22 protein-coding genes are annotated in these 26,730 nt (G+C 71.9%); 4 read left to right on the forward strand and 18 right to left on the reverse strand.

The window, feature by feature from the left end; genetic code table 11:
• Positions 1–66: 66 nt before the first annotated feature.
• The 5 genes from ffh to nsdA form a co-directional block, all read right to left on the reverse strand.
• Positions 67–1,614 carry a signal recognition particle protein gene (gene ffh, locus MXD57_RS03880; RefSeq protein WP_250399842.1) on the reverse strand — a complete coding sequence of 516 codons (1,548 nt, stop codon included), beginning with the start codon at positions 1,612–1,614 and terminating at the stop codon, positions 67–69.
• A gap of 117 nt (positions 1,615–1,731) precedes the next feature.
• Complete coding sequence (locus MXD57_RS03885; protein ID WP_250399843.1) at positions 1,732–4,182, reverse strand: [protein-PII] uridylyltransferase; 2,451 nt, start codon at positions 4,180–4,182, stop codon at positions 1,732–1,734.
• 26 nt (positions 4,183–4,208) lie between these two features.
• Entirely contained in the window at positions 4,209–4,547 is a 339-nt protein-coding gene (locus tag MXD57_RS03890; RefSeq protein WP_100828472.1) for a P-II family nitrogen regulator, read from the reverse strand.
• The gene (locus MXD57_RS03895; RefSeq protein ID WP_250399844.1) at positions 4,544–5,893 is read right to left on the reverse strand and encodes an ammonium transporter; all 1,350 of its coding nucleotides are present in this window, start codon (positions 5,891–5,893) and stop codon (positions 4,544–4,546) included. The genes MXD57_RS03890 and MXD57_RS03895 overlap by 4 nt, the downstream gene beginning before the upstream one ends.
• Before the next feature lie 333 nt (positions 5,894–6,226).
• Positions 6,227–7,705 (reverse strand): transcriptional repressor NsdA, encoded by a 1,479-nt coding sequence (gene nsdA, locus MXD57_RS03900; protein ID WP_250399906.1) that lies wholly within the window; start codon positions 7,703–7,705, stop codon positions 6,227–6,229.
• A gap of 456 nt (positions 7,706–8,161) precedes the next feature.
• Here nsdA and MXD57_RS03905 point away from each other — a divergent pair, with 456 nt between their 5' ends.
• On the forward strand, positions 8,162–8,824 hold the full coding sequence (locus MXD57_RS03905; RefSeq protein ID WP_250399845.1) for a bifunctional DNA primase/polymerase: 663 nt from the start codon (positions 8,162–8,164) through the stop codon (positions 8,822–8,824).
• 346 nt (positions 8,825–9,170) lie between these two features.
• Here MXD57_RS03905 and ftsY read toward each other — a convergent pair whose 3' ends face one another.
• Complete coding sequence (gene ftsY, locus MXD57_RS03910) at positions 9,171–10,373, reverse strand: signal recognition particle-docking protein FtsY (protein WP_250399846.1); 1,203 nt, start codon at positions 10,371–10,373, stop codon at positions 9,171–9,173.
• A gap of 169 nt (positions 10,374–10,542) precedes the next feature.
• Here ftsY and MXD57_RS03915 point away from each other — a divergent pair, with 169 nt between their 5' ends.
• Positions 10,543–12,003, forward strand: a complete 1,461-nt coding sequence (locus MXD57_RS03915) for a cytosine permease (protein ID WP_250399847.1) — start codon at positions 10,543–10,545, stop codon at positions 12,001–12,003.
• A gap of 644 nt (positions 12,004–12,647) precedes the next feature.
• Here MXD57_RS03915 and MXD57_RS03920 read toward each other — a convergent pair.
• From MXD57_RS03920 to MXD57_RS03935, 4 genes are all read right to left on the reverse strand, one after another.
• The gene (locus tag MXD57_RS03920) at positions 12,648–14,066 is read right to left on the reverse strand and encodes a sugar porter family MFS transporter (protein ID WP_250399848.1); all 1,419 of its coding nucleotides are present in this window, start codon (positions 14,064–14,066) and stop codon (positions 12,648–12,650) included.
• 229 nt (positions 14,067–14,295) lie between these two features.
• Positions 14,296–17,877, reverse strand: coding sequence for a chromosome segregation protein SMC (gene smc / locus MXD57_RS03925; protein ID WP_250399849.1), 3,582 nt, complete (start codon positions 17,875–17,877; stop codon positions 14,296–14,298).
• 244 nt (positions 17,878–18,121) lie between these two features.
• Entirely contained in the window at positions 18,122–18,325 is a 204-nt protein-coding gene (locus tag MXD57_RS03930; protein ID WP_018544743.1) for a hypothetical protein, read from the reverse strand.
• A gap of 382 nt (positions 18,326–18,707) precedes the next feature.
• Positions 18,708–18,989 carry an acylphosphatase gene (locus MXD57_RS03935; RefSeq protein ID WP_250399850.1) on the reverse strand — a complete coding sequence of 94 codons (282 nt, stop codon included), beginning with the start codon at positions 18,987–18,989 and terminating at the stop codon, positions 18,708–18,710.
• Between the two features lie 180 nt (positions 18,990–19,169).
• Here MXD57_RS03935 and MXD57_RS03940 point away from each other — a divergent pair, with 180 nt between their 5' ends.
• Positions 19,170–20,243: a CAP domain-containing protein gene (locus MXD57_RS03940; RefSeq protein ID WP_250399851.1), complete on the forward strand. Its 1,074-nt coding sequence runs from the start codon at positions 19,170–19,172 to the stop codon at positions 20,241–20,243.
• Positions 20,244–20,458: 215 nt separating this feature from the next.
• Here the strand turns inward: MXD57_RS03940 and MXD57_RS03945 are convergent, their stop codons facing one another.
• From MXD57_RS03945 to MXD57_RS03955, 3 genes are all read right to left on the reverse strand, one after another.
• A complete protein-coding gene (locus MXD57_RS03945) occupies positions 20,459–20,890 on the reverse strand; it encodes an SMI1/KNR4 family protein (RefSeq protein ID WP_250399852.1) in 432 nt (143 codons plus the stop codon).
• 197 nt (positions 20,891–21,087) lie between these two features.
• Positions 21,088–21,510, reverse strand: coding sequence for a DUF6924 domain-containing protein (locus MXD57_RS03950; protein WP_250399853.1), 423 nt, complete (start codon positions 21,508–21,510; stop codon positions 21,088–21,090).
• Between the two features lie 229 nt (positions 21,511–21,739).
• On the reverse strand, positions 21,740–22,324 hold the full coding sequence (locus MXD57_RS03955) for a flavodoxin family protein (RefSeq protein ID WP_250399854.1): 585 nt from the start codon (positions 22,322–22,324) through the stop codon (positions 21,740–21,742).
• 115 nt (positions 22,325–22,439) lie between these two features.
• Here MXD57_RS03955 and MXD57_RS03960 point away from each other — a divergent pair, with 115 nt between their 5' ends.
• Entirely contained in the window at positions 22,440–22,838 is a 399-nt protein-coding gene (locus tag MXD57_RS03960; RefSeq protein ID WP_250399855.1) for a winged helix-turn-helix transcriptional regulator, read from the forward strand.
• 30 nt (positions 22,839–22,868) lie between these two features.
• On the opposite strand, the gene mutM is transcribed toward MXD57_RS03960, so the two are convergent.
• The 5 genes from mutM to MXD57_RS03985 form a co-directional block, all read right to left on the reverse strand.
• A complete protein-coding gene (mutM, locus tag MXD57_RS03965) occupies positions 22,869–23,726 on the reverse strand; it encodes a bifunctional DNA-formamidopyrimidine glycosylase/DNA-(apurinic or apyrimidinic site) lyase (protein ID WP_250399856.1) in 858 nt (285 codons plus the stop codon).
• 83 nt (positions 23,727–23,809) lie between these two features.
• A complete protein-coding gene (gene rnc / locus MXD57_RS03970) occupies positions 23,810–24,601 on the reverse strand; it encodes a ribonuclease III (protein ID WP_374114649.1) in 792 nt (263 codons plus the stop codon).
• A gap of 8 nt (positions 24,602–24,609) precedes the next feature.
• Complete coding sequence (gene rpmF / locus MXD57_RS03975) at positions 24,610–24,783, reverse strand: 50S ribosomal protein L32 (RefSeq protein WP_003951102.1); 174 nt, start codon at positions 24,781–24,783, stop codon at positions 24,610–24,612.
• Positions 24,784–24,785: 2 nt separating this feature from the next.
• Positions 24,786–25,430 (reverse strand): YceD family protein, encoded by a 645-nt coding sequence (locus tag MXD57_RS03980; RefSeq protein ID WP_250399858.1) that lies wholly within the window; start codon positions 25,428–25,430, stop codon positions 24,786–24,788.
• A 144-nt stretch (positions 25,431–25,574) separates the two neighbouring features.
• Complete coding sequence (locus tag MXD57_RS03985; protein WP_250399859.1) at positions 25,575–26,693, reverse strand: ATP synthase F0 subunit B; 1,119 nt, start codon at positions 26,691–26,693, stop codon at positions 25,575–25,577.
• Positions 26,694–26,730 lie beyond the last annotated feature (37 nt).

Consider the following 26,730-nt stretch of genomic DNA (forward strand, 5'->3'; position numbering starts at 1 on the left):
TGCCTCGGCATGCGCTGAGGGCGCCCCCTGGACCAGGGGGCGCCCTCAGGCGGGTGACCGCGGGGATCAGCCCATGAACTTCTTGAACTCGTCCGGCAGCTCGAACTCCTGGCCGCCCTGCTGAGGCAGCCCGAAGGCGCCGCCCTCGGCGGCCGCCGCGCGCCGGGCGGCCTCCTCCTGCTCCTGCTGCTTGCGCTTCATCGGGTTGCCGGAGCGCTGCTTGCCCTTGGCCTTCTTCGGCTGCTTCTTCGTGCGGCCGGGGCCACCGCCCATGCCCGGGATCCCCGGCATGCCGGGCATGCCGCCGCCCTGCGCCATGCGGGACATCATCTTGCGGGCCTCGAAGAACCGCTCGACGAGGTTCTTCACCGCGCTGACGTCGACACCGGAACCCTTGGCGATGCGGGCGCGGCGGGAGCCGTTGATGATCGTCGGGTCCTGGCGCTCGACCGGGGTCATCGACTTGATGATCGCGGCGGTGCGGTCCACGTCCCGCTCGTCCAGATTGCTGATCTGGTCCTTGATCTGGCCCATGCCCGGAAGCATGCCGAGCAGCTTGGAGATGGAGCCCATCTTCCTGACCTGCTCCATCTGGGCCAGGAAGTCGTCCAGGGTGAAGTCCTGGCCCTTCTTGGACGCCAGCTTCGAGGCCATCTTGGCGGCCTCTTCCTGGCTGAAGGTCTTCTCCGCCTGCTCGATCAGGGTGAGGAGGTCACCCATGTCGAGGATGCGCGAGGCCATCCGGTCCGGGTGGAAGGCGTCGAATTCGTCGAGCTTCTCGCCGTTCGACGCGAACATGATCGGCTTGCCGGTGATCTGCCGGATCGACAGGGCGGCGCCACCGCGGGCGTCGCCGTCGAGCTTGGAGAGCACCACGCCGTCGAAGCCGACGCCGTCGCGGAAGGCCTCGGCGGTGTTGACCGCGTCCTGACCGATCATCGCGTCGACGACGAACAGGATCTCGTCCGGGGAGACGGCGTCGCGGATGTCCGCGGCCTGCTGCATCATCTCCTGGTCGATGCCGAGCCGGCCCGCGGTGTCCACGATCACGATGTCGTGGACCTTGGTCCTGGCGTGCTCGATGGAGTCCTTCGCGACCTTCACCGGATCGCCGACGCCGTTGCCCGGCTCGGGCGCGTACACGGCGACGCCGGCGCGCTCGGCGACGACGCCGAGCTGGTTCACGGCGTTCGGGCGCTGGAGGTCGGCGGCGACGAGCAGCGGCGAGTGGCCCTGCTCCTTCAGCCACCGGCCGAGCTTGCCCGCGAGGGTGGTCTTACCGGCACCCTGCAGACCCGCGAGCATGATCACGGTGGGCGGCTGCTTGGCGAAGCGGAGCCGCCGGGTCTCACCGCCGAGGATGGTCACCAGTTCGTCGTTGACGATCTTGAGGACCTGCTGGGCGGGGTTGAGTGCCTTGGAGACCTCGGCGCCGAGCGCGCGTTCCTTGACGTTCTTGATGAACGACCGGACGACGGGCAGGGCCACGTCGGCCTCGAGCAGTGCGATGCGGATCTCGCGCGCCGTGGCGTCGATGTCCGCTTCGCTCAGTCGGCCTTTCCCACGGAGGTTCTTGAAGGTCGCGCTGAGGCGGTCGGAGAGGGTATCGAACACGGCGGCGTCGGTCCTCGGAAGTCGGGGGCGTCTGGGCTGCCCTCCAGGATATCCGCCCGGGGAGCGGATATCCCCCGCCCGCCCCGGCACAGGGCGGACGGGGGCCGGAGGCCCTCGTCATCCGCGCAACGTCTCCTCCAGCGCCTTGGCCGTCGAGGCCGCGTCCTCCGGCGGCAGCGGCGCCCCGGTCCCCGTCGTGACGTAGAAGGCGTCCACCGCGTTGGCGCCCAGGGTGCTGACGTGCATGCTGCGCACCCGCACCGCCGCCTTCTCCAGGGCCATCCCGATCCGGTGCAGCAGCCCGGGGGCGTCCTGCGCGCGGACCTCGATCACCGTGGCGTGGTGGGAGGCCGCAGGGGCCACCCTCACCCGCGGCGGTGGCGCCACCCAGCCGCGGCGGCGCGGGTAGGCCGCGTCCCGCTCGGCGAGCCGGCCGGCGATGTCGAGGGAACCGTCGAGGGCCCTGACCAGGTCCGCACGCAGCCGGGTGGCCTGCGGCAGGGAGCCGTACTCGGCCGCGACGCGCCAGTTCAGCAGCAGGACCGACCCGTCCTCGACGTCGTGGGGCAGGCGCAGGGCGCGCAGCTCCGCCGTGCGGACGGTCAGCCGGTGCACGGCGAGGACACCGGCGACCGCCGGCAGCACGGCCGGCTGGTCCGGTACGGCGATGAGCAGCTCGACACCGAGCGGCTCGGGCTCGCCGGGGGCCTCGTCCCCGGGCCCCGGTTCGGTCTGCGCGCGCAGGGCCAGGACGGGGCCTGCGGTGCGGAAGGCCTCGATGGCGAGGCGCTCCTGCTCGGCGCTGGGCGCGGCGGGCTCCGGTTCCTCGGCCGCGTCGCCGGCGAGCACGGCGGCCACGCGGCGCACCAGGTCGGCGACGAGGGAACCGCGCCAGGTCGACCAGGCAGCGGGGCCGGTCGCCAGCGCGTCGGCCTCGGTGAGGGCGTGCAGCAGCTCCAGGGTGCTCTGGCTGCCGACGGCCTCGGCGACCGAGTGGACCGTGGCGGGGTCGTCCAGGTCGCGCCGGGTGGCCGTCTCGACCAGCAGCAGATGGTGCCGGACCAGCGTGGCGAGTACCGCGACGTCCGCTTGGTCGAAGCCGATCCGCGCGGCCACGTCCCTGGCGATGATCTCGCCGGCCACGGAGTGGTCGCCGGGCCAGCCCTTGCCGATGTCGTGCAGCAGCGCGGAGACGAGCAGCAGGTCGGGACGGCTGACGCGGCGGGTCAGCTCGGAGGCGCGCACCGCGGTCTCGATCAGGTGCCGGTCCACCGTCCAGACGTGGACGGCGTTGCGCTGCGGCCGGCAGCGCACCCGTTCCCAGTCCGGCAGGAGCCGGCTGATCAGGCCCTCCGCCTCCAGTGCCTCCCAGACGTCGATGGTCGGGCGGCCGGAGCCGAGCAGTGTGACCAGTTGCTCGCGGGCCTCGGCGGGCCAGGGCGCGGGCAGCGGACGTGTGGTGGCGGCCAGGCGGCGCACGGCGTGCAGGGAGAGCGGAAGGCCGGCCTGGGCCGCGGCGGCCGCGGCGCGCAGCGGCAGCACGGGGTCGCGTTCGGGGCGTGCGGCGCGGGCGAGCACCACCTCGCCGTCCTGCTCGACCACGCCCTCGGCCAGCGGCGACCGCTCGGTGACCGGTTTCCCGCCGCCCAGCATGGCGCGCAGGCGCGGGCGGACCGCGCGCGAACGCAGCACCCGCCCCACCTCGCGCCAGGTGACGTCGCTGGCGTACGAGATGACGCGCGCCGCCTCGTACACCTGGCGCAGCAGGGTGTCGGCGTCCAGCAGGCCCAGCCCGGCGGCGACCTGGTCCTGCTCCTGGAGTGCGAGCCGGTCGGTGGCGCGGCCCGTGGCCAGGTGCAGGGCGTCCCGGACGTCGAGCAGGCGCCGGCGGGCGTCCGCGAGGCCCTCGCGCGGGGCGTCCGCCAGCCAGGAGGCGGCCACGGCGCGCAGGGCGGTGGCGTCCCGGAGACCGCCGCGGGCCTCCTTGAGGTCGGGTTCCAGGAGGTACTGCAGCTCGCCCTGCCGCTCGGCGCGTTCGGCGCAGAGTTCCTGCAGCTCGGGGAGGCGTTTGGGCGCCTGGTTGCGCCAGTCGGCGAGGACGGCGGTGCGCAGTCCGGCGGTGAGGCCGAGGTCGCCGGCGAGGTGCCGGGCGTCCAGCAGGCCGAGCTGGACCTTGAGGTCCTCACCGGCCGTCCGGCGGGCCTCGGCCGGGGTGCGCACGGAGTGGTCGAGGGCGAGACCGAGGTCCCAGACCGGGTACCAGAGGCGGTCGGCCAGGGCGGCGATCGCGCCGGGGTCGCCGCCGTCGTGCAGCAGCAGGAGGTCCAGGTCGCTGCGCGGGGACAGCTCCCCGCGGCCGTAGCCGCCGACGGCGACGAGCGAGACGCCTCTGAGTCCCCCGGCGGCGGCCGTGAAGAGGCCGGAGAGCCAGTCGTCGGTCAGCTCGGCCAGGGCGGCACGGCGCGGCGGCCCGGACCGCGCCTCCTCGGTGAGGAGGCGCAGCCGGGCCGCCGCGTAGCCGCCGGGTCCCGAGTCGTCCGTCTCTTTCCGCACATCCGTACCCGTCACCCAACGACTCCTGTCCTCGCGTCGTGTCAGAGCGCGTCCGGGCCGCGCTCGCCGGTGCGGACCCGTACGGCCGTCTCCACCGGCAGCGACCAGACCTTGCCGTCACCGATCTTGCCGGTACGGGCCGCCTTGACGATGACCTCGACCAGCTGCTCGGCGTCGTCGTCCTCGGCCAGTACCTCGATGCGGATCTTCGGAACCAGGTCGACGGTGTACTCGGCACCGCGGTAGACCTCGGTGTGGCCCCGCTGACGACCGTAACCGCTGGCCTCGGTGACCGTCAGTCCGTGGACGCCGAAGGCCTGCAGGGCCTCCTTGATCTCATCCAGCCGGTGCGGCTTGACGACGGCGGTGATGAGCTTCATGCGTCCACCTTCTTGGAGGGCTTGGCGGCCGCGGCCGGGCCGGGGGCGGGGGCGGCGGAGCCGATGACACCGCCGCCGGTGCCGCTGAAGTCGTAGGCGCTCTCGGCGTGCTCGGCCTGGTCGATACCGGAGATCTCCTCGTCCTCGGCGACCCGCATGCCGAGCGTCCTGTCGATCAGGAAGGCGAGGACGGCGGAGGCGACCAGGGAGTAGGCGAGGACCGCGAAGACACCGGCGCACTGCTTCCAGAGCTGGTCGAAGGAGTGGTCGCCGTAGAAGACGCCGGTGGCGTCGGACTGGCCCTTGCCGGTGGCGAAGAAGCCGATGAGCAGCGAGCCGATGACACCGCCGACCATGTGGACGCCGACCACGTCGAGGGAGTCGTCGTAGCCCCACTTGAACTTCAGGCCGACCGCCGCGGCACAGGCGACACCCGCGATGGCGCCGACGGCGATCGCGCCGAGCGGGGAGACCGCGCCGCCCGACGGGGTGATCGCGACCAGGCCGGCGACCGCGCCGGAGGCGGCGCCCAGCGTGGTGAACGCGCCGTGCCGGATCTTCTCGTAGGCGAGCCAGGCCAGCATGGCGGCGGCGGTGGCGACCTGCGTGTTCACGAACATCAGCGCGCCGACGCCGTCGTCGTTGCCGAGCCAGGAGCCGGCGTTGAACCCGAACCAGCCGAACCACAGCAGACCGGCGCCGAGCATGACCAGCGGCAGGCTGTGCGGGCGCATCGGGTCCTTCTTGAAGCCGACCCGCTTGCCGATGACCAGGATGACGCCGAGGGCCGCGGCACCGGCGTTGATGTGGACCGCGGTGCCACCGGCGAAGTCGATCACGCCGAGCTCGAAGGCCCAGCCGTCGGCGCCCCAGACCCAGTGGGCGACCGGGACGTAGACGATGGTGGCCCACAGCGCGATGAACAGCGACCAGGCCGAGAACTTGACCCGGTCGGCGAGTGCGCCGCTTATCAGGGCGGGCGTGATGATGGCGAACATCAGCTGGAAGACCATGAAGACGAAGACCGGGATGGTGTAGCCGTCCCAGAGCTCCGTCAGGCCGATGTTGCTGAGGCCGAGCCAGTCGGCGTTCCACCCGATCAGGCTGGATCCCGAGCCGAAGGCGAGGGAGAAGCCGTAGAGCACCCAGAGAATGGTGACGATGCCCATGCTGATGAAGCTCATCATCAGCATGTTCAGGGTGCTCTTGACGCGGACCATGCCTCCGTAGAAGAAGGCCAGGCCCGGGGTCATGACGAGCACCAGGGCGGAACAGATGAGCATGAAGCCTGTGTTCGCGGCGGACAACTTGGGTGCCTCCGCGGCAAGCGTGATGGCTGAAGCCATCGGCGTCTCCTCGTCGGTTGGTACGGCCCCGTGCGGGCGGTGCCTGAGCGGTCCGGTCGGGTGAGGGGTGGGCCGGTTATGCGCCATGAGACTGGCGCAGCGCGGTTTCGGCGGAAGCCCCTCGTTGTTTCGCCGGGGTGACGAAGGCGCCCTGTGTGTTACACGTCGGTGAAGAGCGGGATGTCCGGCTGCGGCATCGTTATCGTGGCGCAACCTTCCCGGAGTGAGGAAAACCGGCCGCGGCGGGCCTCTCCGATGACCTGGCGCGGGGGAGCCGAGTCGGGCGGTTCGGGAGGACCGGCCGCGGCCGGCGTATTGGGGTGTCCTGCGGGGTCAGACGGCCTCGGCGGCCTCCGGCAGGTCCACGGCGAGCTGTTCGGTGAGGTCGACGACGGCGGTGAGGTCGCCGAAGTCGCGGACGGCGGTGTCCACCGTCTTGCGGATCCGGGTGTTCACCCGCTCGGAGCGCACCTTCCTGGCGACCCGCATGGCGTCGGAGGCGTACTGGGTGCTCTGCTCGGGTTCGCGGCGCAGCAGGTGCACGGTGGCCATGCCGATCAGGTTGAGCGCGTAGGAACGCTGGTGCTCGTGGTCCTCGGCGAACAGCTCCACGGCCCGCTCCATCAGCGGCTGGGCCAGTGAGGCGTAGGTGGGGCTGCGGCCGGCCACGTAGGCGAGGTCGCGGTAGGAGTGCGAGTTCTCCGCGAACAGCTCCGCCTCGGAGAAGAAGCGGATCCAGTCGGGGTCCGGCTCGTCCCACTCGTCGGCGTCGGCGAAGGTGTCCTCGGCCATGCGGACGGCCCGCTTGCACTTCCCGGGCTGGCCCATGTTGGCGTAGGCGCGGGCCTCCATCGCATACAGCATGGCCTGGGTGCGCGGACTGGCGCAGTCGCGACTGCCGTACTGCGCGAGATGGATCAGCTCCAGGGCGTCGTCGGGCCGGCCCAGATGGATCATCTGCCGGCTCATGTTGGACAGGACGTAGGAACCGAGCGGCTTGTCGCCGGCTTCCTTGGCGGCGTGCAGGGCGAGGACGAAGTACTTCTGCGCGGTGGGCTGGAGGCCCACGTCGTACGACATCCAGCCCGCGAGCTCGGCGAGTTCGGCGGCGACCTTGAAGAGCCTGCGGCCGGTGCCCTCCGGCTGGGGTTCCTGGAGCAGGTCGGTGACCTCGTGGAGCTGGCCGACGACCGCCTTGCGGCGCAGGCCGCCGCCGCACTGGGCGTCCCACTGGCGGAACATCTGGGTGGTGGACTCCAGCAGGTCCAGCTCGGGCTTGGACAGCCGGCCGGGCCGTCGGGAGTCGGCGACGGTCTCCGGCTGCGGCGGGAGCGGCGAGGCGGGGGCCGGCACGAGCCAGCGCTGCAGGGGCTCGACCAGGGACGGGCCCGCGGCCAGGGCGAGCGAGGTGCCGAGGAAGCCGCGCCGCGCGAGCATCAGGTCGCTGCGTGAGAACTCGCTCAGCAGCGCCACCGCCTGCGGACCCGTCCAGGGCAGGTCGACACCGGTCGCGGAGGGCGACTGACGGGCGGCCCGCAGGCCGAGGTCCTCGATGGACACGACACAGCCGAAGCGCTCGGAGAACAGCTCGGAGAGGATCCGCGGGATCGGCTCGCGCGGGTTCTCCCCGTCCAGCCAGCGACGCACCCGCGAGGTGTCCGTGGAGATGTGGCCGGCACCTAACTGGCGTGCCCTGCGGTTCACCTGGCGGGCCAGCTCGCCCTTGGACCAGCCGCTGCGCACGAACCACGAACCGAGCAGTTCGTTGGGGCGCTTGTCAGCGTTCGTCCCGCCTCCGCCATTGCCGCCCACTGGCACGCCCCCATCCCTGAGACCACTTGTCGCCGAGTGCGCCAAGCCCTATCAGAATGCCGGTAATCAGGGCCTCCCGTCCGCCGGTTCCCACCCTTCGAACGAACCGACGGCTTGCCTCCGGCATACCCGTGAGTGCATGTGCCCTCAGGCCTCACACACTCACAGTAATCCCACGATCACCCGCCCAGCCACGGCGAACCTTGAAACGCCACCATTCGCCACCCCTTCGAATGAACTCACGATCGGCGCAACGCGATTCACTTGACATAGGACGACAGGGCGTCGGCGGGGTGATGCACGCGGGGGCGCGTGAGCCCCCACGCACCACCCTTCACGCTTCGACGCGCCGCCTCGGCCTCACGGAGCGAGCGGAACCGCGGCCGTAACGTCACGTTCCGCTTCCGTCTCGTTCCGCGTCGTAACCACCGGCGCGCCGGACCCGTTGGAGGGGGCATGGGCTTCACGATCGGCGGCATTCGCGAGATCCGCTCCGGCACGCGTCGGCGCGGCCGTTCGTCGGAGTGCACCGCCGTCGCCGAGTTCACCGGGCTGTGGGGCTGGGACGTGGTGCCGGGCGCACGGGCCGTGGCGGGCGTCTGCTCCTGCGGGCAGACCGGCTGCCGGGCCCCGGGCGCGCATCCGCTCGACTTCGCGCGGCCGGTGCCGGCCGGCGCCACGCTGGACGAGGTGACCCGGGCCTGGGCCGAGTTCCCGGGCGCCTCCGCGATGCTCGCCGTCGGCCGCTCGTTCGACGTCATCGAGGTGGCCGAGTCCGCCGGGCGCAACGCACTGGTCCGGCTCGAGCGCATGGGCCTGCCGCTCGGCCCGGTCGCCGCGACTCCCGACGGACGCGCCCACTTCTTCGTCTCCCCCGGCGCCGCCGCCGATCTCCCCCGGCTCCTCTACCGCATGGGCTGGGACGACCCGTCGGCGCTGGACCTGCGCGGCCTCGGCCCCGGGACCTGCATCACCGCGCCGCCGTCCGACCGGGGCGGGCTCGGTGCGGTGCGCTGGCTGCGCCCGCCCGCGCTGGACTCGGCGACCCGGCCGCCGGCCGCCCGGCTGCTGCTGGGCACGCTGGCGTACGTGGCCCACCGCTCGCGGGCACGGGCCTGAGGGCCCACCGGTCGCGCGCGAGCGTCCGAAGGCTCACCGGTCACGGGCGAGGACCCGAAGGCTCACCGGTCGCAGGCGAGGACCCGAACACTCATCGGTCACGGGCGAAGCCCGAGCGCCACGCGTGCGGGGCCCGCACACCGAACGGCGTCGCAGTGAGGGCCCACCGCCCGAGCGCCCACCCCCCGGGGCGCCCTCCGCCCGAGGGCCCGGCGCGTGACCGCCGTCCCCGCGAGCGCCGTACCCGCGGCCGCCGCGTGGCGGAGTGCCGGAAAGGGCGAAGCGCCCGCCCCGGTGTCCCGGGGGCGGGCGCCGCTTCGTTCCGGCGGGCGAGCACACCGCGCCGTCAGTCGCCGATGAGCGCATCCACGAACGCCTCCGGCTCGAACGGCGCCAGGTCGTCCGCGCCCTCACCGAGGCCGATCAGCTTGACCGGGACACCCAGCTCGCGCTGGACCGCGACCACGATGCCGCCCTTGGCGGTGCCGTCGAGCTTGGTCAGGACGATGCCGGTGATGTCCACGACCTCGGCGAACACGCGGGCCTGCACCAGACCGTTCTGGCCGGTGGTGGCGTCCAGGACCAGCAGCACCTCGTCCAGCGGCGCGTGCTTCTCGACCACCCGCTTGACCTTGCCCAGCTCGTCCATGAGGCCGGTCTTGGTGTGCAGCCGGCCGGCGGTGTCGATGAGGACCACGTCGACCCCCATCTCCTTGCCCTCCTTGACCGCGTCGAAGGCGACGGAGGCGGGGTCGCCGGCCTCGGGGCCGCGCACGGTGTAGGCGCCGACCCGCTCGCCCCAGGTCTGGAGCTGGTCGGCGGCGGCGGCCCGGAAGGTGTCGGCGGCGCCCAGCACGACGGTGCGGCCGTCGGCCACGAGCACCCGGGCGAGCTTGCCGGTGGTGGTGGTCTTGCCGGTGCCGTTGACCCCGACGACCATCACGATGCCCGGCTTGCGGTCCTCGGGCTCGGTCCTGACCGAACGGTCCACCTCGGTGCCGACCAGCTTGAGCAGTTCCTCGCGCAGCAGGCCGCGCAGTTCCTGCGGGGTGCGGGTGCCGAGCACCTTCACCCGCTCACGCAGCCGCTCGACCAGTTCCTGGGTGGGCGCCACACCGACGTCGGCGGTGAGCAGCGTGTCCTCGACCTCCTCCCAGGTGTCCTCGTCGAGGTGCTCGCGGGACAGCAGCGTCAGCAGGCCCTTGCCCAGGGCGTTCTGCGAGCGGGAGAGACGGGTGCGCAGGCGGACCAGCCGCCCCGCGGTGGGCTCCGGGATCTCGATCTCGGGAGCCTCGACGGTGGGCGGCTCCTCGACGACGACCGGGGCGGGGCCGCCGGGAAGATCCACCTCCTCGATCGTCCGGCGCGGTTCGTCGCGCGGCGTCTCGGCCTCTTCGCCGACGTGCGGCTCGGCCGGGGGCGCGGTGATGTCGGGCGTCCTGGGCGGCGGCGGGGGCAGCGACTTGCGGCGCCGGCTGCCGACGATGAGCCCGCCGAGCGCGCCGAGGACGACCACGGCGATGACTACAGCAAGGATGATGGTTTCCATAACGCGTCCAGTATCGGCCATGGGTCCGTCGCCGCCGGGTTCGTGACTTCCTCCGAGAGACAAAAGCCACTGGAAGGCAGGAGTCGGATCAAAGTACGGTGGCACCGGCTCCGTCCACGCGCGTAGAGTCCCCGACGTCCCGTCCCCCCACACCGAGGCACCCTCTTTCATGAGCAAGACAGTCGAGGCCGAAGGCGCTCTCGAGACCCGTGGCATCGAGCAGGTACCCGACCACGAGCGGACCGCGAGGACCCGCGAACTGTTCCCGACCTGGGTCGGGGCCAACATCAGCGTGCTGCTCCTCACCATGGGCGCGAGCCTGGTGGTGGCCTACGGCCTGAACATCTGGCAGGCCCTGGTCGTCGCGGCCGCCGCGCCGGTCGTGGCGTACGGGCTGGTCGGCCTGATCGGCATCGCCGGCAAGCGCGGCGGCGCCCCGGGCATGGCGCTGTCGCGGGCGGTGTTCGGCCAGCGCGGCAATCTGCTGCCCGGCTCACTGATCTGGGTCGCCCGCTGGGGCTGGGAGACGATCAACGCGGTGACCGGCGCGTACGCGATGCTCACGATCCTGGACATCGTGTTCGGCATCAGGGCGAACAGCGTCCTGGACATGGTGATGCTGCTGGCCTTCGTCGTCGCGACCTTCGCGATCTCCGGTCTCGGCATCAACGCCGTGCAGAAGTGCAACAGGTACGCGGCCTATGTCTTCGGCGTCTTCTCCGTGCTGGTCCTGGGCTACCTGGCCGTGACCACGGACTGGTCGAGGGTGATGCACCACGGCGCCGGCTCCACCGCCGCCGTGATCACCGGGATCGGGATGATCGCGGCGGGCGGGGTCAGCTGGATCCCGTCCGCGCCGGACTTCACCCGGTACCTGCCGCGCACCGCGTCGTCGAAGGCGATCGTGGGCACGGCGGTGGGCGGCGCCGGGATCGTCGTGCTGCCGATGGTGCTGATGGGCGCGGTCATGGCGGTCTCGACGCCCGACCTGGCCTCGGCGGCGGACCCGGTCTCCTTCCTCGGCGAGATCCTGCCGACGTGGATCGCGGTGCCGTACCTGCTCGTCGCGCTGATCGGCATGCTGCTGATCAACTCCATGTCGATGTACTCGGCGGGCTTCACCGCGCAGACCCTGGGCTTCAGGGTGCCGCGCCACTGGGCGGTCTCGGTGAACGCCGTGATCTCGCTCGTCCTCGGCGGGGTGCTGATGCTGGTGGCGACGAGCTTCATGGGCTCGTTCATCGCCTTCCTCTCGCTGCTGGCGGTCGCCTTCTCGGCCTGGGTCGGCGTGTTCGGCGCGGACATGCTGCGGCGCGCGGAGTACGACGGCCGGGCCATGGCCGACACCACGCGCACCAGCGCCTACTGGTACCGGGGCGGCTTCTCCCCCGCCGCCGTGGCGGCCTGGGCGGTCGGTCTCGTCGCGGGTCTGCTGTTCACCACCTCGGACTGGTTCACGGGCCCGCTGGCGGACAACAACGTCATCGGCGAGTACGGCCTCGGCTGGGTGGCCACGGTCGTGATCTCCGGCCTGCTCTACACGGCCCTGCCGAAGCCCGCGGTGGTGCGCCCGGCGCCGGCCGGCGAGACCGCCTCCGAGGCCGGGCAGCCCGTGACCGCGGGCATCTGACCGGCCGCCGCGCCCGGCCGCGTCGGCGGCCCTGCGGCATCCCGACGGTGTCCCCCCTTCCCCCGCCCGGGTGAAGGGGGGACGCCGTCGTGCCCGTATCGGTCGTACGTCCCGACCCGGCCGAGCCCGGCGCCGCCCCGCCTTCCTCCCCGCGCCACCGGATGGCGCCGGAGCCGGCCCCGCACGCCGGCGGGCGCGGACTCTCACCACCGTGCGGGCCGAGGAGCACCAGGGCGCCGACGGCCGAAGGCGTGCACCGGCGAGCAGTTCGGCCACCGCGGCCGCACGGTGCGGATCGCGCCGCGCCCGCGCACCGCGCCGCACTGCCGCCGCTGGTCGGCGTTCCGCTCCCGGGCCGCCGACCGCCGGGCCGCCCGGCTGCGCGGGTACGGGCCCGGACGGCCTCGTCCCGCGTCCGCCGGTGGGTGGGACCGCGCGGCCGGAGGGCCGGCGGAGCCCGCCGCGCTTCGCGGAGGGGACCGGAGCCGGCCGGCCGGGGCGAGACGGCCGCCCACCGGCGGGACCGGCGGGCGGCGTTCAGCGAAGAGCCGCCCCCGCCCGGGCAGTGACCGGGCGGGGGCGGCGGGGGTTCGAGGAGAGGGCAGCGGGGACTTGGCCCTTCTCCTCGGGACTCGGCGGGGCGGTTACCCCATCTCCTCCAGCGTCTTGCCCTTGGTCTCCCGGACGAACCTCAGGACGAACGGGATGGAGAGCGCGGCGAAGACCGTGTAGATCACGTACGTGCCGGACAGGTTCCAGTCGGCCAGCGACGGGAAGCTCGCGGTGATCGCCCAGTTGGCGATCCACTGGGCGGCGGCGGCCACGCCCAGGGCGGCGGCGCGGATCCGGTTCGGGAACATCTCGCCGAGCATGACCCAGACGACCACACCCCAGGACAGGGCGAAGAAGAGCACGAAGACATGGGCGGCGACCAGGGCGACCCAGCCCTGGGTGGCGGGCAGCTTGCCGTCGACGAGGTGGTGCGAGAACGCCCAGGCCTCCAGCGCCAGGCCGGCGGCCATGCCCACGGAGCCGATGAGGGCGAGCGGCTTGCGGCCGACGCGGTCGACGAAGATCATCGCGATCACGGTGCCGACGATGTTGATGATCGACGTCGTGAACGAGTAGAAGAACGAGTCCGTCGGGTCGACGCCGACCGACTGCCACAGCGTCGAGGAGTAGTAGAACGCGACGTTGATGCCGACGAACTGCTGGAACACCGACAGGCCGATACCGACCCAGACGATCGGCTTGAAGAAGAAGGCGCCGCCGAGCAGGTCCTTGAAGGTGGACCTGTCCTCGCTCTTCATCGCGTGCTCGATCTCACCGACGCGGGCGTCCAGGTCCACGCCCTCGCCCTCGACCTCGGCGAGGATCGCGCGGGCGCGGTCGCGCTTGCCGACGGAGAGCAGGAAGCGCGGGGACTCGGGGATCGCGAAGGAGAGCAGGCCGTACAGGACGGCGGGGACCACCATGACGCCGAGCATGACCTGCCAGGCCTCCAGGCCCATCAGCGTGCCGCGCTGGTCGCCGCCGGCGGCGTTCAGCAGGCCCCAGTTGACGAGCTGGGAGATGGCGATGCCGACGACGATCGCGGCCTGCTGGAAGGAGCCGAGCCGGCCGCGGTAGGCGGGCGGGGCGACCTCGGCGATGTAGGCCGGGCCGATGACGGAGGCCATGCCGATGGCGAACCCGCCGACGATGCGCCAGAACGCGAGGTCCCACAGCGCGAAGGGCAGCGCGGAGCCGACGGCGCTGACCGTGAACAGCGCGGCGGCGATCTGCATGCAGCGGATGCGGCCGATGCGGTCGGCTATCCGGCCGGCGGTCGCGGCGCCGATGGCGCAGCCGATCAGGGCGACGGCGATCACCTGGGCAAGGGCGGCGGACCCGATGTCGTAGCGGTCCCGGATGGCCTCGACGGCGCCGTTGATCACGGAGCTGTCGTAGCCGAACAGGAAACCGCCCATGGCGGCCGCCGCCGCGATGAAGATGACGTGCCCGAGGTGATCGGGGTGAGCCGTCCCGGCTCTCGACTGGGGTTCCTGCGCTGTGCTGGTCACGAACAACTCCTCGGGCCACGGCAACGCCGCCGTGTGGGGGGGGCGAGCCCTTACAGGTATCCCGTGGCGCCGCGTTCACACCACTTAGACCTGAAGGTAAAAGCAACGTTGCAGAGACTATGCCTTCAAGTTTCGAAGTCAATACCCGGACTGGTGTGAGCTATGAGACGCGCTGGATCACATCGTGTTCATAAAATGAACACAAGGTGAGTTCATCTTGGAGTGGGGATCAGCGCAGGCGCTGCGAGATGACCTTCGACACGCCGTCCCCCTGCATCGAGACGCCGTAGAGCGCGTCGGCGACCTCCATCGTGCGCTTCTGGTGCGTGATCACGATGAGCTGCGAACTCTCCTGGAGCTCCTGCATGATCCGGATCAGCCGCTGGAGGTTGGTGTCGTCCAGGGCCGCCTCGACCTCGTCCATGACGTAGAACGGGCTGGGCCGGGCCTTGAAGATCGACACCAGCAGCGCCACGGCGGTCAGCGAGCGCTCACCGCCCGAGAGCAGGGACAGCCGCTTGACCTTCTTGCCCGGCGGACGCGCCTCGACGTCCACGCCGGTGGTGAGCATGTTGTCCGGGTCGGTCAGCACCAGGCGCCCCTCACCGCCCGGGAACAGCCGACCGAACACGCCTTCGAACTCCCGGGCGGTGTCCCGGTAGGCCTCGGTGAAGACCTGCTCGACCCGCTCGTCCACCTCCCTCACCACCTGGAGCAGGTCGGCGCGGGTCTTCTTGAGGTCCTCGAGCTGCTCGCTGAGGAACTTGTGGCGTTCCTCCAGCGCCGCGAACTCCTCGAGCGCCAGCGGGTTGACCTTGCCGAGCTGCTGGTAGGCGCGCTCGGCGGCCTTGAGCCGCTTCTCCTGCTCGGCCCGCGCGAACGGCCGGGGCCGGTTGCGCGGGTGCTCCGGATCCTCGGGCAGTTCCTCGCCCTCCGCGGGGAGCGAGGGCGGCACGAGCTGGTGCGGGCCGTACTCCGCGACCAGCCCCGCCGGCTCGACCCCGAGCTCCTCCAGCGCCTTCGTCTCCAGTTGCTCGATCCGCAGCCGCTTCTCGGCGCCGAGCACCTCACCCCGGTGCACCGAGTCCGTGAGCTTGTCGAGTTCCGACTTCAGGTCGCGGCCCGCGTTCCGGGCGGCCGCCAGGTCCTGCTCCCGCCGGGCCTTCGCGGCCTCGGCCGCCGTCCGCTCCTCCTCCGCCCGTCCGAGGGACACCTCGACGTGCGCGAGCAGCTGCCGGGCACCGGAGGCGACGGCCTGCGCCACGGCGGCCTCGTGCCGGAGCCTGGCCCTGCGCTGCTCGGCACGCGCGCGTGCCTCGCGCTCCGCGCGGGCCGCCCGGTCCAGTGAGTCCGCGCGCCCCGCGAGCCCCTTGACCCGTTCCTCATGCGTACGGACCTGGAGGCGGGCCTCCATCTCGGTCTGCCGTGCGTTGGCCCCGTCGGCGGCGAGCCGGTCCCGCACCGAGGCGTCCGGCTCCTCGTCGACCGGCATCTCCTCGGCCACGGCGAGCCGTTCGGCCAGCTCCTCGGCCTCCTGCACGGCCTTGTCCAGCGCCTCCTGCGCGCGTGCCGCGGCCGACGCCGACCGCTCGGCCTCTCCCGCCGCGCCCCGCGCCTGCCCCGCGAGCCGCCCGAGCTGCTGGGCCACGGCAGACTTCTCCCGGTCGGCGGCCCGGCGCCGCTCCCCCAGTTCCTCCACGAGCGCGGCGGCTTCGGAGCGCCGCCCGGCAGCCGTGCGCTGGGCCTCGGACAGTTCCTCGCAGCGCACGGCCAGCTCCGCCAGCTCGGCGGCCGCCTCGTCCACGGAGGCCTGCACCTCCAGCAGGCTGGGCGCGCCGGCCGAGCCACCGTGCGCGAAGTGCGCTCCGAGCAGGTCGCCCTCCGCGGTGACGGCGGTCAGCCCGGGGTGGGCCCGGACCAGGTCCTCGGCGTCCTCCAGGGTGCTGACGACCACGGTCCCGCGCAGCAGCCGCCGCACGGCGGGCATGAGCGCGGCGGGGCCCCGCACCAGGTCGGCGGCGTGGAGTAGGCCGGCGCGGCGCCCGTCGCCGGGGGCGCCCGGGGCGCCCGGACCGCCGTCGGAGGGCTCCCCGGCGCCGGTCAGGAGGAGGGCCGCGCGGCCCCCGTCCTGTTTGCGCAGGAGGCGGATGGCCTCGGCCGCCGACGCCGGGGACGTCACGGCGACCGCGTCGGCCGCGGCGCCCAGGGCCGCGGCCAGCGCGACCTCGTGGCCGGGGGCCACGTCGAGCAGTTCCGCCGCCGGGCCCAGGACTCCGCTGATGCGGTCCCGGGCGCCCAGGAGCAGGCCGCTGCCGTCCTTGCGCCGCAGGCCCAGAGCCAGCGCCTCGTGCCGGGCCTGGGTCGCGGCGCGCCGGCGTTCCGCGGCGGTGGCCGCCTCGCGGGCCTCGGTCAGCGCGGACTCCGCCTCGGCGAGCGCCCGCCTGGCCGTCTCGTGCCGCTCGGCGAGGTCGGCGTCGTCGGCGTCGAGTCCGTCGACCTCCGCCTTCAGTGCCTCGTACTCCTCCTGGGCCCGGAACGCGCGTTCCTGGGCCTCGTCCCGGCCGGCGGCCAGCCGGTCGATCTCGGCCTGGGCCGAGGCGGCGCGCGAGCGGGCCGCGTTGACCTGCCCGGAGAGGCGGGCGAGTCCCTCGCGGCGGTCGGCGATGGCGCGGGCGACGTCCTTCAGCCGGCGTTCCTCGACGGCGAGTTCGCGCTCCAGCTCGGCGCGGTGGGCCACCGTGTCGTCCAGGGCCCGCTGGGCGGCCTCCAGGGCGGCCTCCAGTTCGGCCTCCTGCTCGCGGATGCGGGAGGCCTCGCGCTCCATGTCCTCGGGGTCGCGGCCGCGTCGCTCCTCGGGGGGCGCGGAGGTGGCGCTCTTCACCCGGGCGTCGGCCAGCGAGACGGTGCCGCGGACCCGCTCGGCCAGCTGGGACAGCTCGTACCAGGTCTGCTGGGCGCGCCGCAGGCGCGGCGCGAGCCGCCGCACCTCGTCCTCCAGCAGGGACTCCCGCTGGAGCGCCTTCCTCAGCTCCCGCTCGGCGGACTCCTTGCGTTCCTTCAGGGCCGCCTCGTCGGCGATCTCGGACCGCAGGGCCTCACGCAGACGCACGAGGTCGTCGGCGAGGAGGCGCAGCCTGGCGTCGCGGAGGTCCGCCTGGATGACGGCGGCGCGACGGGCCACCGCCGCCTGCCGGCCGAGCGGCTTGAGCTGGCGGCGCAGTTCGTCGGTGAGGTCCTGCACGCGCGCGAGGTTCGCCTGCATCGCGTCGAGCTTCCGCAGCGCCTTCTCCTTGCGCTTGCGGTGCTTGAGGACGCCCGCGGCCTCCTCGATGAACGCCCTGCGGCCGGCGGGGTCCGCGTGCAGGACGGAGTCGAGCTGGCCCTGTCCGACGATGACGTGCATCTCGCGGCCGATGCCGGAGTCGGACAGCAGGTCCTGGATGTCCAGCAGACGGCAGGTGTCCCCGTTGATCTGGTACTCGCTGCCGCCGTTGCGGAACATGATCCGCGTGATGGTGACCTCGGCGTACTCGATGGGGAGGGCGCCGTCGGAGTTGTCGACGGTCAGGGACACCTCGGCGCGGCCCAGCGGCGGACGGCCGGTGGTGCCGGCGAAGATGACGTCCTCCATCTTGCCGCCGCGCAGCGACTTGGCGCCCTGCTCGCCCATGACCCAGCTCAGCGCGTCCACGACGTTGGACTTGCCCGAGCCGTTCGGGCCGACGACGCACGTGATCCCCGGTTCGAACCGGAGCGTGGTCGCCGAGGCGAACGACTTGAACCCGCGGAGAGTCAGGGCCTTGAGGTGCACGCCGCCGGACTCTACCCGCCGCCGCTATCTCACTCCACGGACACTCGCAACAGCACGGTTTCGCCCTTGAACACGCAGGGCAAACCAAACGTTAAAGACGGTGAAAGGATGCACAGGGCAAAGGAAGAAGGGACGCCGAAGCGTCCCTTGCAACTCTGGCGACCGGGTCGCGGTCGCCTTCGACTAGTGCGGTTGGTACGGGCACCCCAACCGCTGCGCCTGCTGTCGTGGAGCGATGCAGCGATCAGGTGAGCGCAGGCTCCGCCTGGTGTGCGTCGATGCTCTCCATGATCCTGTCCTGAGAGGCGGCAGCCGCCAGCGCGTCGTTCTCCGCCTGGATCCGTACGAGCTCGGACTCCAGGTCCTGTACACGCTGCTGCAGCCGTCGCATCTCGGCGAGGAGTCGAGGGTCGGAGCCGCCGACGTAACCGAGAAGCGCCTTTGCCATGATGGATGGTCCTCCACAATGAGTGACCGACCGATGCGGTGTGGGTCGTGAGGGATTCGCACCCGCGGTGCTTGACACACTCGAGTGTTGCTCTGCGTTCCTACATGCCAAACAGCCAAGGTGCGCGGGGCTTTCAGCGTCTCACCAAAAAGTTTGACGGTCAACACGATCACGCCCCGTATTGACGGGCGAACCCGGGGCGCACGGCCACCGTGCGGGTGGCGCTGCGTCTCCTGCGGGGCCCTCGGGGCGTGGCGATCAGCTGTACCAGCGGAGCCTGCCACGTGGCGCTCTTCTTGGCAACCACCAGCCTATTTCTGCTGCGGGCATGTGCCAGGAGCAGGTCGCCGCGCCATGGCCTGGGCGTCTTTACAGAATCGGTTCAGCGGATGGCGAAGCCGTCGTAGCCGCCGCGGGGTGTGTCCCAGATCTCGGTGACACCGTCGACGCGGCCGGGCGTGTCGCCGTCCTGGAGCCAGTCCAGCAGGCCCTCGCAGCCTTTCCGGGGCCCCTCGGCGACGACCTGGACGCGGCCGTCGCCCAGATTGAGAGCAAAACCACTCAGCCCGCCGATCTCCAGCGCCTTGGCACGCGTGAACCAGCGGAAACCCACACCTTGGACGCGTCCCCGCACCCAGGCGACCAGTCGAACATCCTCGCTCATGGGGGCAACCTAACCGGCCGATGTCACCGGGGACACACCCCGCCCCGAAGGCATGCGGTACCGTCCCGACCCAATGAATCTCATATGAAACTCACTCCTTCGAGTGAGTGGAGTTGGCCATACGGAGTCACTCACCACGTGGCGCCGGGTCGACCGCGAGACGAGGAAGAGGGCAAGGACATGGGACGCCACCGACGCTCCGCCGCCGGACGCGCCACCACCGGCCGGGCCACGGACGGCGAGTACCCGCGGGCTCCGTACGCGGGCGAGGGCGCACCCCTGGGCATCGCGCCGTACCTGCACCCGGAGGCGTACGCCGAGACCACCGCCCCGACCGCGGCCTACTCGTTCTCGATGGACGACGAGCCCGCGCGGCCGCCCGGCGGCGACGGCTACACCCCGGTGGGCGGGCCGTCCCACGGCAGGCGGCGCAAGAAGAAGGCCGCCGCCCCGATGCGCACCGGCCTGCTCGGAGTCTCCGCCGCCGTGGCCCTCGGCACCGTGGCCGTGGCCACCGGCGCGGTACCCGGCCTGGAGAACTACCGGCTCGGCGGCGGCACGAACACCACCGGCGGCGACCGGGTGCAGGCGGCGGACTCCCCCGGCAACAGCGCGTCGGAGCAGGGCGGCAGCTCGGGCGGCGCGGACAGCCGCGGCGGCGGCTCGGCCACGAGCCGTGACGCCCAGCGGGCGACCTCGCCGGCCCCCTCCGACACCGCGTCCGCGTCCGCGTCCGCCCCGGCATCCCCCACCCCGACGAAGCCGCCGTCGGAGAAGCCCTCCCCCACGGCGAAGGCCCCCGAGCGCGAGAGCACCCCGTCGCACCCGGCGGCCAAGGCCCCGGTGCGGACCTCCGCACCGGTGACGGTGTCGACGCAGTCCGCCGTCGAGGCCGAGGTGCTCAAGCTGGTCAACGAGGAGCGGGCCAAGGTCGGGTGCAGCCCGGTCTCGGCGAACTCGTCGCTGACCGCGCTGGCCGAGGCCTTCAGCGACGACATGGCCGCGCGGGGCTTCTTCGACCACACCGACCCGGACGGGGCGAGCCCCTGGGACCGGGCCGGGAAGGCGGGCATAACCGACCTCGGCGGCGAGAACATAGCGCGCGGCCAGACGGACGCGGCGGCCGTGATGGAAGCCTGGATGAACAGTCCCGGCCACCGCGCCAACATACTGAACTGCGACTTCAAGACCCTAGGCGTCGGCGTGCACATGGGCTCGGGCGGCCCCTGGTGGACGCAGGACTTCGGCTATTGAGAAAGCCGCAGGTCAGCACCCTATGGGGCGCCCTGGGCCGTCATCGGCAGCCGAGTCGTCGCCACACGACATGTCCGCTTCGATGTTGGCCGGCCACGTCTCAGCCTTGCGCCTCTGCTTGTCCGGCAGGCTCTTGGACTTCTCCGTCCCGTCCGGGCCGATGCAGCGCGCGCGATGGCGCAGGCCCACTCCATGACGGTCAGTCCATAGGGTGGCTACCGGTACCAGTCGCCATCGCCCGCGAGGGAGCGGTGCAGGTAGTCCTCCAGCTCGCGCGCAGCCCACAGCCGACTGTCATTCTCGTGGTCCCAGACGAAGATGTCCGGACGCTCAGGCGTCAGCACGAAGGCGAACTGGTCGCCCCCGCCGTTGTCGCCGAAGAACAGCAGCGGATCGAAGGGCATGTACAGGCCGGGGAACGTATCGGGGGACCAGAACAGCAGGTTCTGCTCCACAATCCGATCCAGCGACCATACGACGTCAGTCCCGTACTCGCCGACCATCCCGTTGGTCTCCATCAGCAGAGCAGTCAGCTGCGCCGGCAAGCCTCGGCCGAGGTGCCGCTCCGCCTCGGCTAGAGCGGTCGCCTCAACGGGTGCGCGGAACTCGACCTCGGGCAAGGCTTCGGCAGCGGCTTCCTTCCACATGGGCGCAGCCTAGGCCGAAGGGCTGACCGCCCCGACAACAGGCGCCGTACAGCAGTGAGGTACAGCAGTGAGGTACAGCAACCACGGCAACCGCCCCCGGTCGGCGACGGGCGCCGTCCGGTGCGAGCACGAGCCCGGCCGCGCTGGCCGGTCTTGAGGGCCCGACCGCCAGCGCCGTGCGCCCTGAGCGGCGGGGGTCAGTCGTCACCCCAGCCGCGGAAGGCGCCCGAGTCGTCGGCCGCGTCGGCGAAGTCGGCGAAGTCCATGTTCGCGATGCTCAGGTTGGCGGAGACGTCCGGGTACCACCGGGCCGGGACCCGGCACGTCCGTCCGGGCTCGTCGTAGAGGTCGACGGCCAGGAGTGGGCACGAAGGGTCGGCCATGGTGGTCGCATCCGCGAGGAACAGGTAGGTGAGTCTGCCGTCCTCCGCGGTGGCGGCCTCCTCCTCGATCAGTGCCTGGACCGTCGCGCCGTCGAAGCGGGGATCGCTGACACAGGTGGCGTGCGGGGAGCCGTCTGCCGCGTCGATCGCCGCTTGGACCGCGGACCAGGCCGCGTCATCGCTGAAGTCGGTTCGCAGGATCGTCGAGGTCAGGTCCTTCGGCATGGGCAGGGGCATGCCGACCATCCTGCCACCCCGGTACCAGCGGTCGGAGCCGGGTCGCCTCGAGGGCACACGAGGCGCTCGCCGGCGACCGGCACCGACCGCCGGCGACGACCGAGCCGCGGGTCGCAGCATTGATCGATCACCCACCCGCAGCCCGTGGCCCCGGCCCGCCCCCCTCGGCCACGGAGCCGGCCCCCGCGCGCCCGGTCAGTGCCGGGCGCGCGGGCGGTCCTCCGCCCGCTCAGGACGCCGCGCGACCGCGGGCCAGTACGCGGGCCGTGTCGGTGACCCGGCGGCCCAGGTGTTCCGCCGTGGCGATGTCCGCCTTGTGCACGGCGTCCGGGCCCTCGTCCACGTTGGTCTGCGCGGCCGCGCCCGCGAAGACGCCGAGGCGGTTGAGGTCGTACTCGGAGCCCTCGCTGTTGTTCCAGCCCGGGTGCAGGCCCAGGTTGACCCAGTGCATGCCGTGCTGTCCGGCGAGGATCTGGAAGAACTGCAGCGTGTGCAGCTTGTCGCCGCTCTTGGAACCGGAGTTGGTGAAACCGGCCGCCAGCTTGTCCTTCCAGTCCTGCCCGAACCAGCGCTTGGAGGACGCCTCGGCGAAGACGTGGAAGGCACCGGAGGCGGTGCCCATGTAGGTGGGCGAGCCGAAGACGATCGCGTCGGAGCGGTCCAGCGTCTCCCACTGCTCGTCGGTGATCTCGTCGACCTTGATGAGATGGACCTCGGCACCCGCCTCCGCGGCACCGGCACGGACGGCCTCGGCGAGCACGGCGGTGTGGCCGTAGCCGGAGTGGTAGGCGATGGAGACAACGGGCGTGGTCATACGGACTCCTGAAATTCCTCGAAGGGGCAGCTCGCCGGGCGATGACAAAAGGAAAGCACTAACTTATGGTTAGTGCAACCTGGTGGGGTGCGCTGCGTTCACGTACGCTTGTGCTATGAGTGCAGACCGGCGGCCCGTCATCGAGGACGATCTCGCGTTCAACGTGTTCGCCAAGGCGTGCCCCTCGCGCGGCACGCTCGAGCACGTCACGGGCCGCTGGGGCGGGCTGACGCTCGGCGCGCTGCAGGAGGGCTCGCTGCGCTTCAACGAGCTGCGCCGCCGGGTCGACGGAGTGAGCGAGAAGATGCTGTCCCAGACGCTGCACGCGCTGGAGCGCGACGGTCTGGTGCACCGCGAGGCCCAGCCGACCAACCCGCCGCGGGTGGACTACGAACTGACCCCGCTCGGCCACCGGGTCGCGGAGCGGCTGCTGGCCCTCATCCACTGCGTGGAGGGCTCCATGGACGACGTGCTCGCCGCCCGCGCCGCCTACGACGCACGCCAGCCGTCGTAGTGCCGCGTCAGTGGCCGGTACGGGTGCCGGCTACCGGCCGCGCGGGACCCGCTGGCACTTCGGGCAGAAGTAGCTGGACCGGTTCATCCACGGGCGCCGCCGCATGGGCGTGCCGCACCGCTTGCAGGGCAGGCCCTCACGGCCGTACGCGTCCAGGGACCGGTCGAAGTAGCCCGACTCGCCGTTCACGTTGACGTAGAGGCTGTCGAAGCTGGTGCCGCCGACGGCGAGGGCCGCGTTCATCACGTCCCGGACGTGGCCGAGGAGTTCGGTGGTGCACGGCCGGGTGAGGCCGGCCGTGGGGCGTTCGTAGTGGAGGCGGGAGCGCCACAGGGCCTCGTCCGCGTAGATGTTGCCGACCCCGCTGATCAGCGACTGGTCCAGCAGGGCCCGCTTGATGGTGGTGCGCTTGCGACGCAGGGCCTGGTGGAAGGCCTCGTCGTCGAACAGCGGGTCGAGGGGGTCGCGGGCGATGTGCGCGATGACGTCGGGCAGGCCGTCGGGGGTGTTGTCGTGCAACGAGAGTCCGCCGAAGGTCCGCTGGTCCACGAAGCGCAGTTCGGTGCCGAGGGAGTCGGCGAACCGCACCCGGATGCGCAGGTGCTTCTCGTCCGCCGCCTCGTGCGGCTGCACCAGGAGCTGGCCGCTCATGCCGAGGTGGGCGAGGACGGACTGGTTGGTCTCCTCCAGCGGCAGCCACAGGTACTTGCCGCGCCGGCTGGGCGTGCCGATGTGGTGGCCCTTGAGCCGGTGCGCGAAGTCCTCGGCGCCCGCGACGTGCCGGCGCACGGCGCGGGGGTGCAGTACCTCGGCCTCGGCGACCGTGCGGTGGGCGACCCACCGCTCCAGACCGCGCCGGACGACCTCGACCTCGGGCAGCTCGGGCATCGTGACCCCCGTGGGAACCGTGGGATGAAGGCGAGCGCCCGCCCCATTGCGAACAGCGGGGCGGACGCTCGGTGTTGCTCTCGTCAGGCGGGCGCGGACGACGTGTCGTCGTCCTGGACGGCCTTCTCGGCCGCCTTGGCGCGCTCGTCCGCGGCGGCCCGGATGGCCCGCCAGGCGGACTCGGCGGCCTGCTGCTCCGCCTCCTTCTTGCTGCGGCCGGTGCCGGTGCCGTACGAGACGCCTCCGACGCGGGCGGCAGCAGTGAAGGTCTTCTCGTGATCCGGGCCGGTCTCCGTGACCAGGTACTCGGGGACGCCGAGCCCTTCGGTCGCGGTCAGCTCCTGGAGACTGGTCTTCCAGTCCAGGCCGGCACCGAGGTTCGAGGACTTCTCGATCAGCGGGTCGAACAGGCGGTGCACCAGTTCGGAGGCCGCTTCGAGGCCCTGGTCGAGATAGACCGCGCCGATCACCGCTTCCAGGGTGTCGGCGAGGATGGACGCCTTGTCCCGGCCGCCCGTGCCCTCTTCACCACGGCCGAGCCGGATGAAGGCGCCCAGGTCGAGGCCGCGGCCCACCTCCGCCAGCGCACGCGAGTTGACCACCGCGGCCCGCAGTTTGGCCAGCTGGCCCTCGGGCAGGTCGGGGTGGGTGCGGTACAGCGTGTCCGTGACGACGAGGCCGAGGACGGAGTCCCCGAGGAACTCCAGCCGCTCGTTCGTCGGCAGACCGCCGTTCTCGTACGCGTAGGAACGGTGGGTCAGCGCTCGCACCAGAAGGGCGGACTCGAGCTTGTAGCCGAGCCGCCCTTCCAGAAGCGTGTGGGACGAGGCCTGGTTTTCCGCCGCCTTCTTGGGACTGGACACAGTGCCTCTCACCAGCCCGCTCAGACTTCGAGGACCTGGCGCTTGTTGTAGGTGCCGCAAGACGGGCACGCGATGTGCTGCTGCTTGGGCTCGTGGCAGCGCTCGCACGCAACCAGGGTGGGGACCGCAGCCTTCCACTGCGACCGGCGGTGGCGCGTGTTGCTGCGCGACATCTTCCGCTTCGGAACAGCCACGGCTACTTCTCCTGCTTCTCGTCGACGCCCGCTTCGGCGCCGCTCATCTCGTCCTTCTCGCCGTCCTGCATGGTGCCGGCGAGTCCCTGCAATGCCGCCCAACGAATGTCGACGGCGTCGTGGTGGTGGTCCGGGTCGTCCGCGAGCCGCGCTCCACACTCGGAGCACAGGCCCGGGCAGTCGTCCTGGCACACCGGCTGCATCGGCAGTGCGAGCACCACCGCATCGCGCAGCAGAGGTTCGAGGTCGAAGAGTCCGTCCTCGAGGAAGAACCTGTCCTCGTCGTCCTCGACGTCGTCGCCCGGTTCCGCGATCACACGGCCCCGGTCGTCGGCGTCAGGGTACGAGAACAGCTCCTGGAAGTCCGCTTCGAGCTCCAGCCCGAGCGGCTCCAGACACCTTACGCACTCCCCCTCGGCCTGTGCACGGGCGGTGCCTGTGACGAGCACCCCTTCCATGACCGACTCGAGCCGGAGTTCGAGCTCCACCGGGGCGCCTTCCGGCACTCCGATGACTCCCTGCAGACCCAGGTCCCCGGGGGCGTCGATCGTGCGGTTCAGGCGCTGCAGCGCGCCAGGCCGCCGACCCAGCTCGTGCGTGTCGAACACGAGGGGGTTGCGGTGGTCGTGGCGGGCGTTGGAAGCCATTCCTGCTTTCGATCTTCGAACTCGGAGGGACGCCACCCGTCGGTGTTCCGGGCAGCGGTGATCGCGGACGTACACGCGACCGAAGAGCCAGGATACTGGACCTTTCGCTCAGGGCCCAATCCGGTGGTGGCTCCGGGGCACCGGCTACAGGCCGCGGCCCTGCTCGTACGCCCGTAGCTGCTCCGCGCTGATCATGCTGGTGTCGAAGAGACTGGTCTCCTCGAGGGCGTAGCCCTGCTGGTCCTGCGTCTGCTGGGGCTGCTGGGACCGGTGACCGTGCTGCGGGTCGTACGCGGCCTGCTGCGGGTCGTACGCGGCCTGCTGGGACTCGTAGGCGCCCTGATAGGCGTAGGGGTCGGCCTGCTGGTAGCCGTACGGGTCCTGCTGCGCGTAGTCGGGCTGCCGCGGGAAGTCCCCGTACGGGTCGGGCTGCTGACCGCCGGAAGCCGCCGGAGCGTAGCCGGGGGTGGGCGGATAGGCCGGCTGCGGCTCGTACGACGGCTGCGGTGGCTGCTGGGCCGGCGCGGGACGCTCGGCCGGGGTGTCGGCGAGAGCCGCGAGGTCGGCCAGGTAGTCGGCGTCGCTGGAGTGCTGGAAGGTCGTGGTGTCGTCGGCGAGGGCGCCGAGGTCGTCCGTGGCGATGCGGCCGTGCAGCTTCTGCCGGCCGCGGCCGACCGCGTCCAGGGTCTTGGCGAGGACCGCCTCGAAGGCGCCGAGCTTGACGTCGACGTACGCGTCGGCGTTGTGGCGCAGGGTCTCGGGGTCCTGGCTGCGCTCGGGCGCGTCCTCGTCCTCGTAGCCGTTCTCGTCCAGGCCGGGGCCGGTGCCGAGCAGCTTCTCCCGCCCGCGGCCGACCGAGCCGAGGGTCTTGGTGAGGACGACCTCGAAGTTGGCGAGCTTGGAGTCGACGTAGTCGTCGGCCTCGGCGCGGATCTCCTCGGCCTCCGTACGGGCCTCGGTGAGGATCCGGTCGGCCTCGGCCTGGGAGCGGCGGGCGACCTCGGTGTCGGAGATCAGCGAGCCGCGCTCGGCGTGGGCGCTCTCGATGATCCGCCCGGCCTCGACGCGGGCCTGCTCGACCATCTGCTCACGGTCGCCGATCAGCTCCTGGGCCTGCGCGAGCGAGCCGGGCAGTGCCTGGCGCACCTCGTCGAGGAGCGCGAGCAGCTCGGCGCGGTTGACCACGCACGAGGCCGACATCGGCATGGACCGGGCGCCGGTGACCGCGGCGACGATCTCGTCGAGCTTCTTCTGGACGTCCACCTGTGCTCGCCACTCTCTACTGCTGTGTTGGAGACGG

It is taken from the genome of Streptomyces cellostaticus, assembly GCF_023630175.1.
Taxonomy (GTDB): Bacteria; Actinomycetota; Actinomycetes; order Streptomycetales; family Streptomycetaceae; genus Streptomyces; species Streptomyces cellostaticus_A.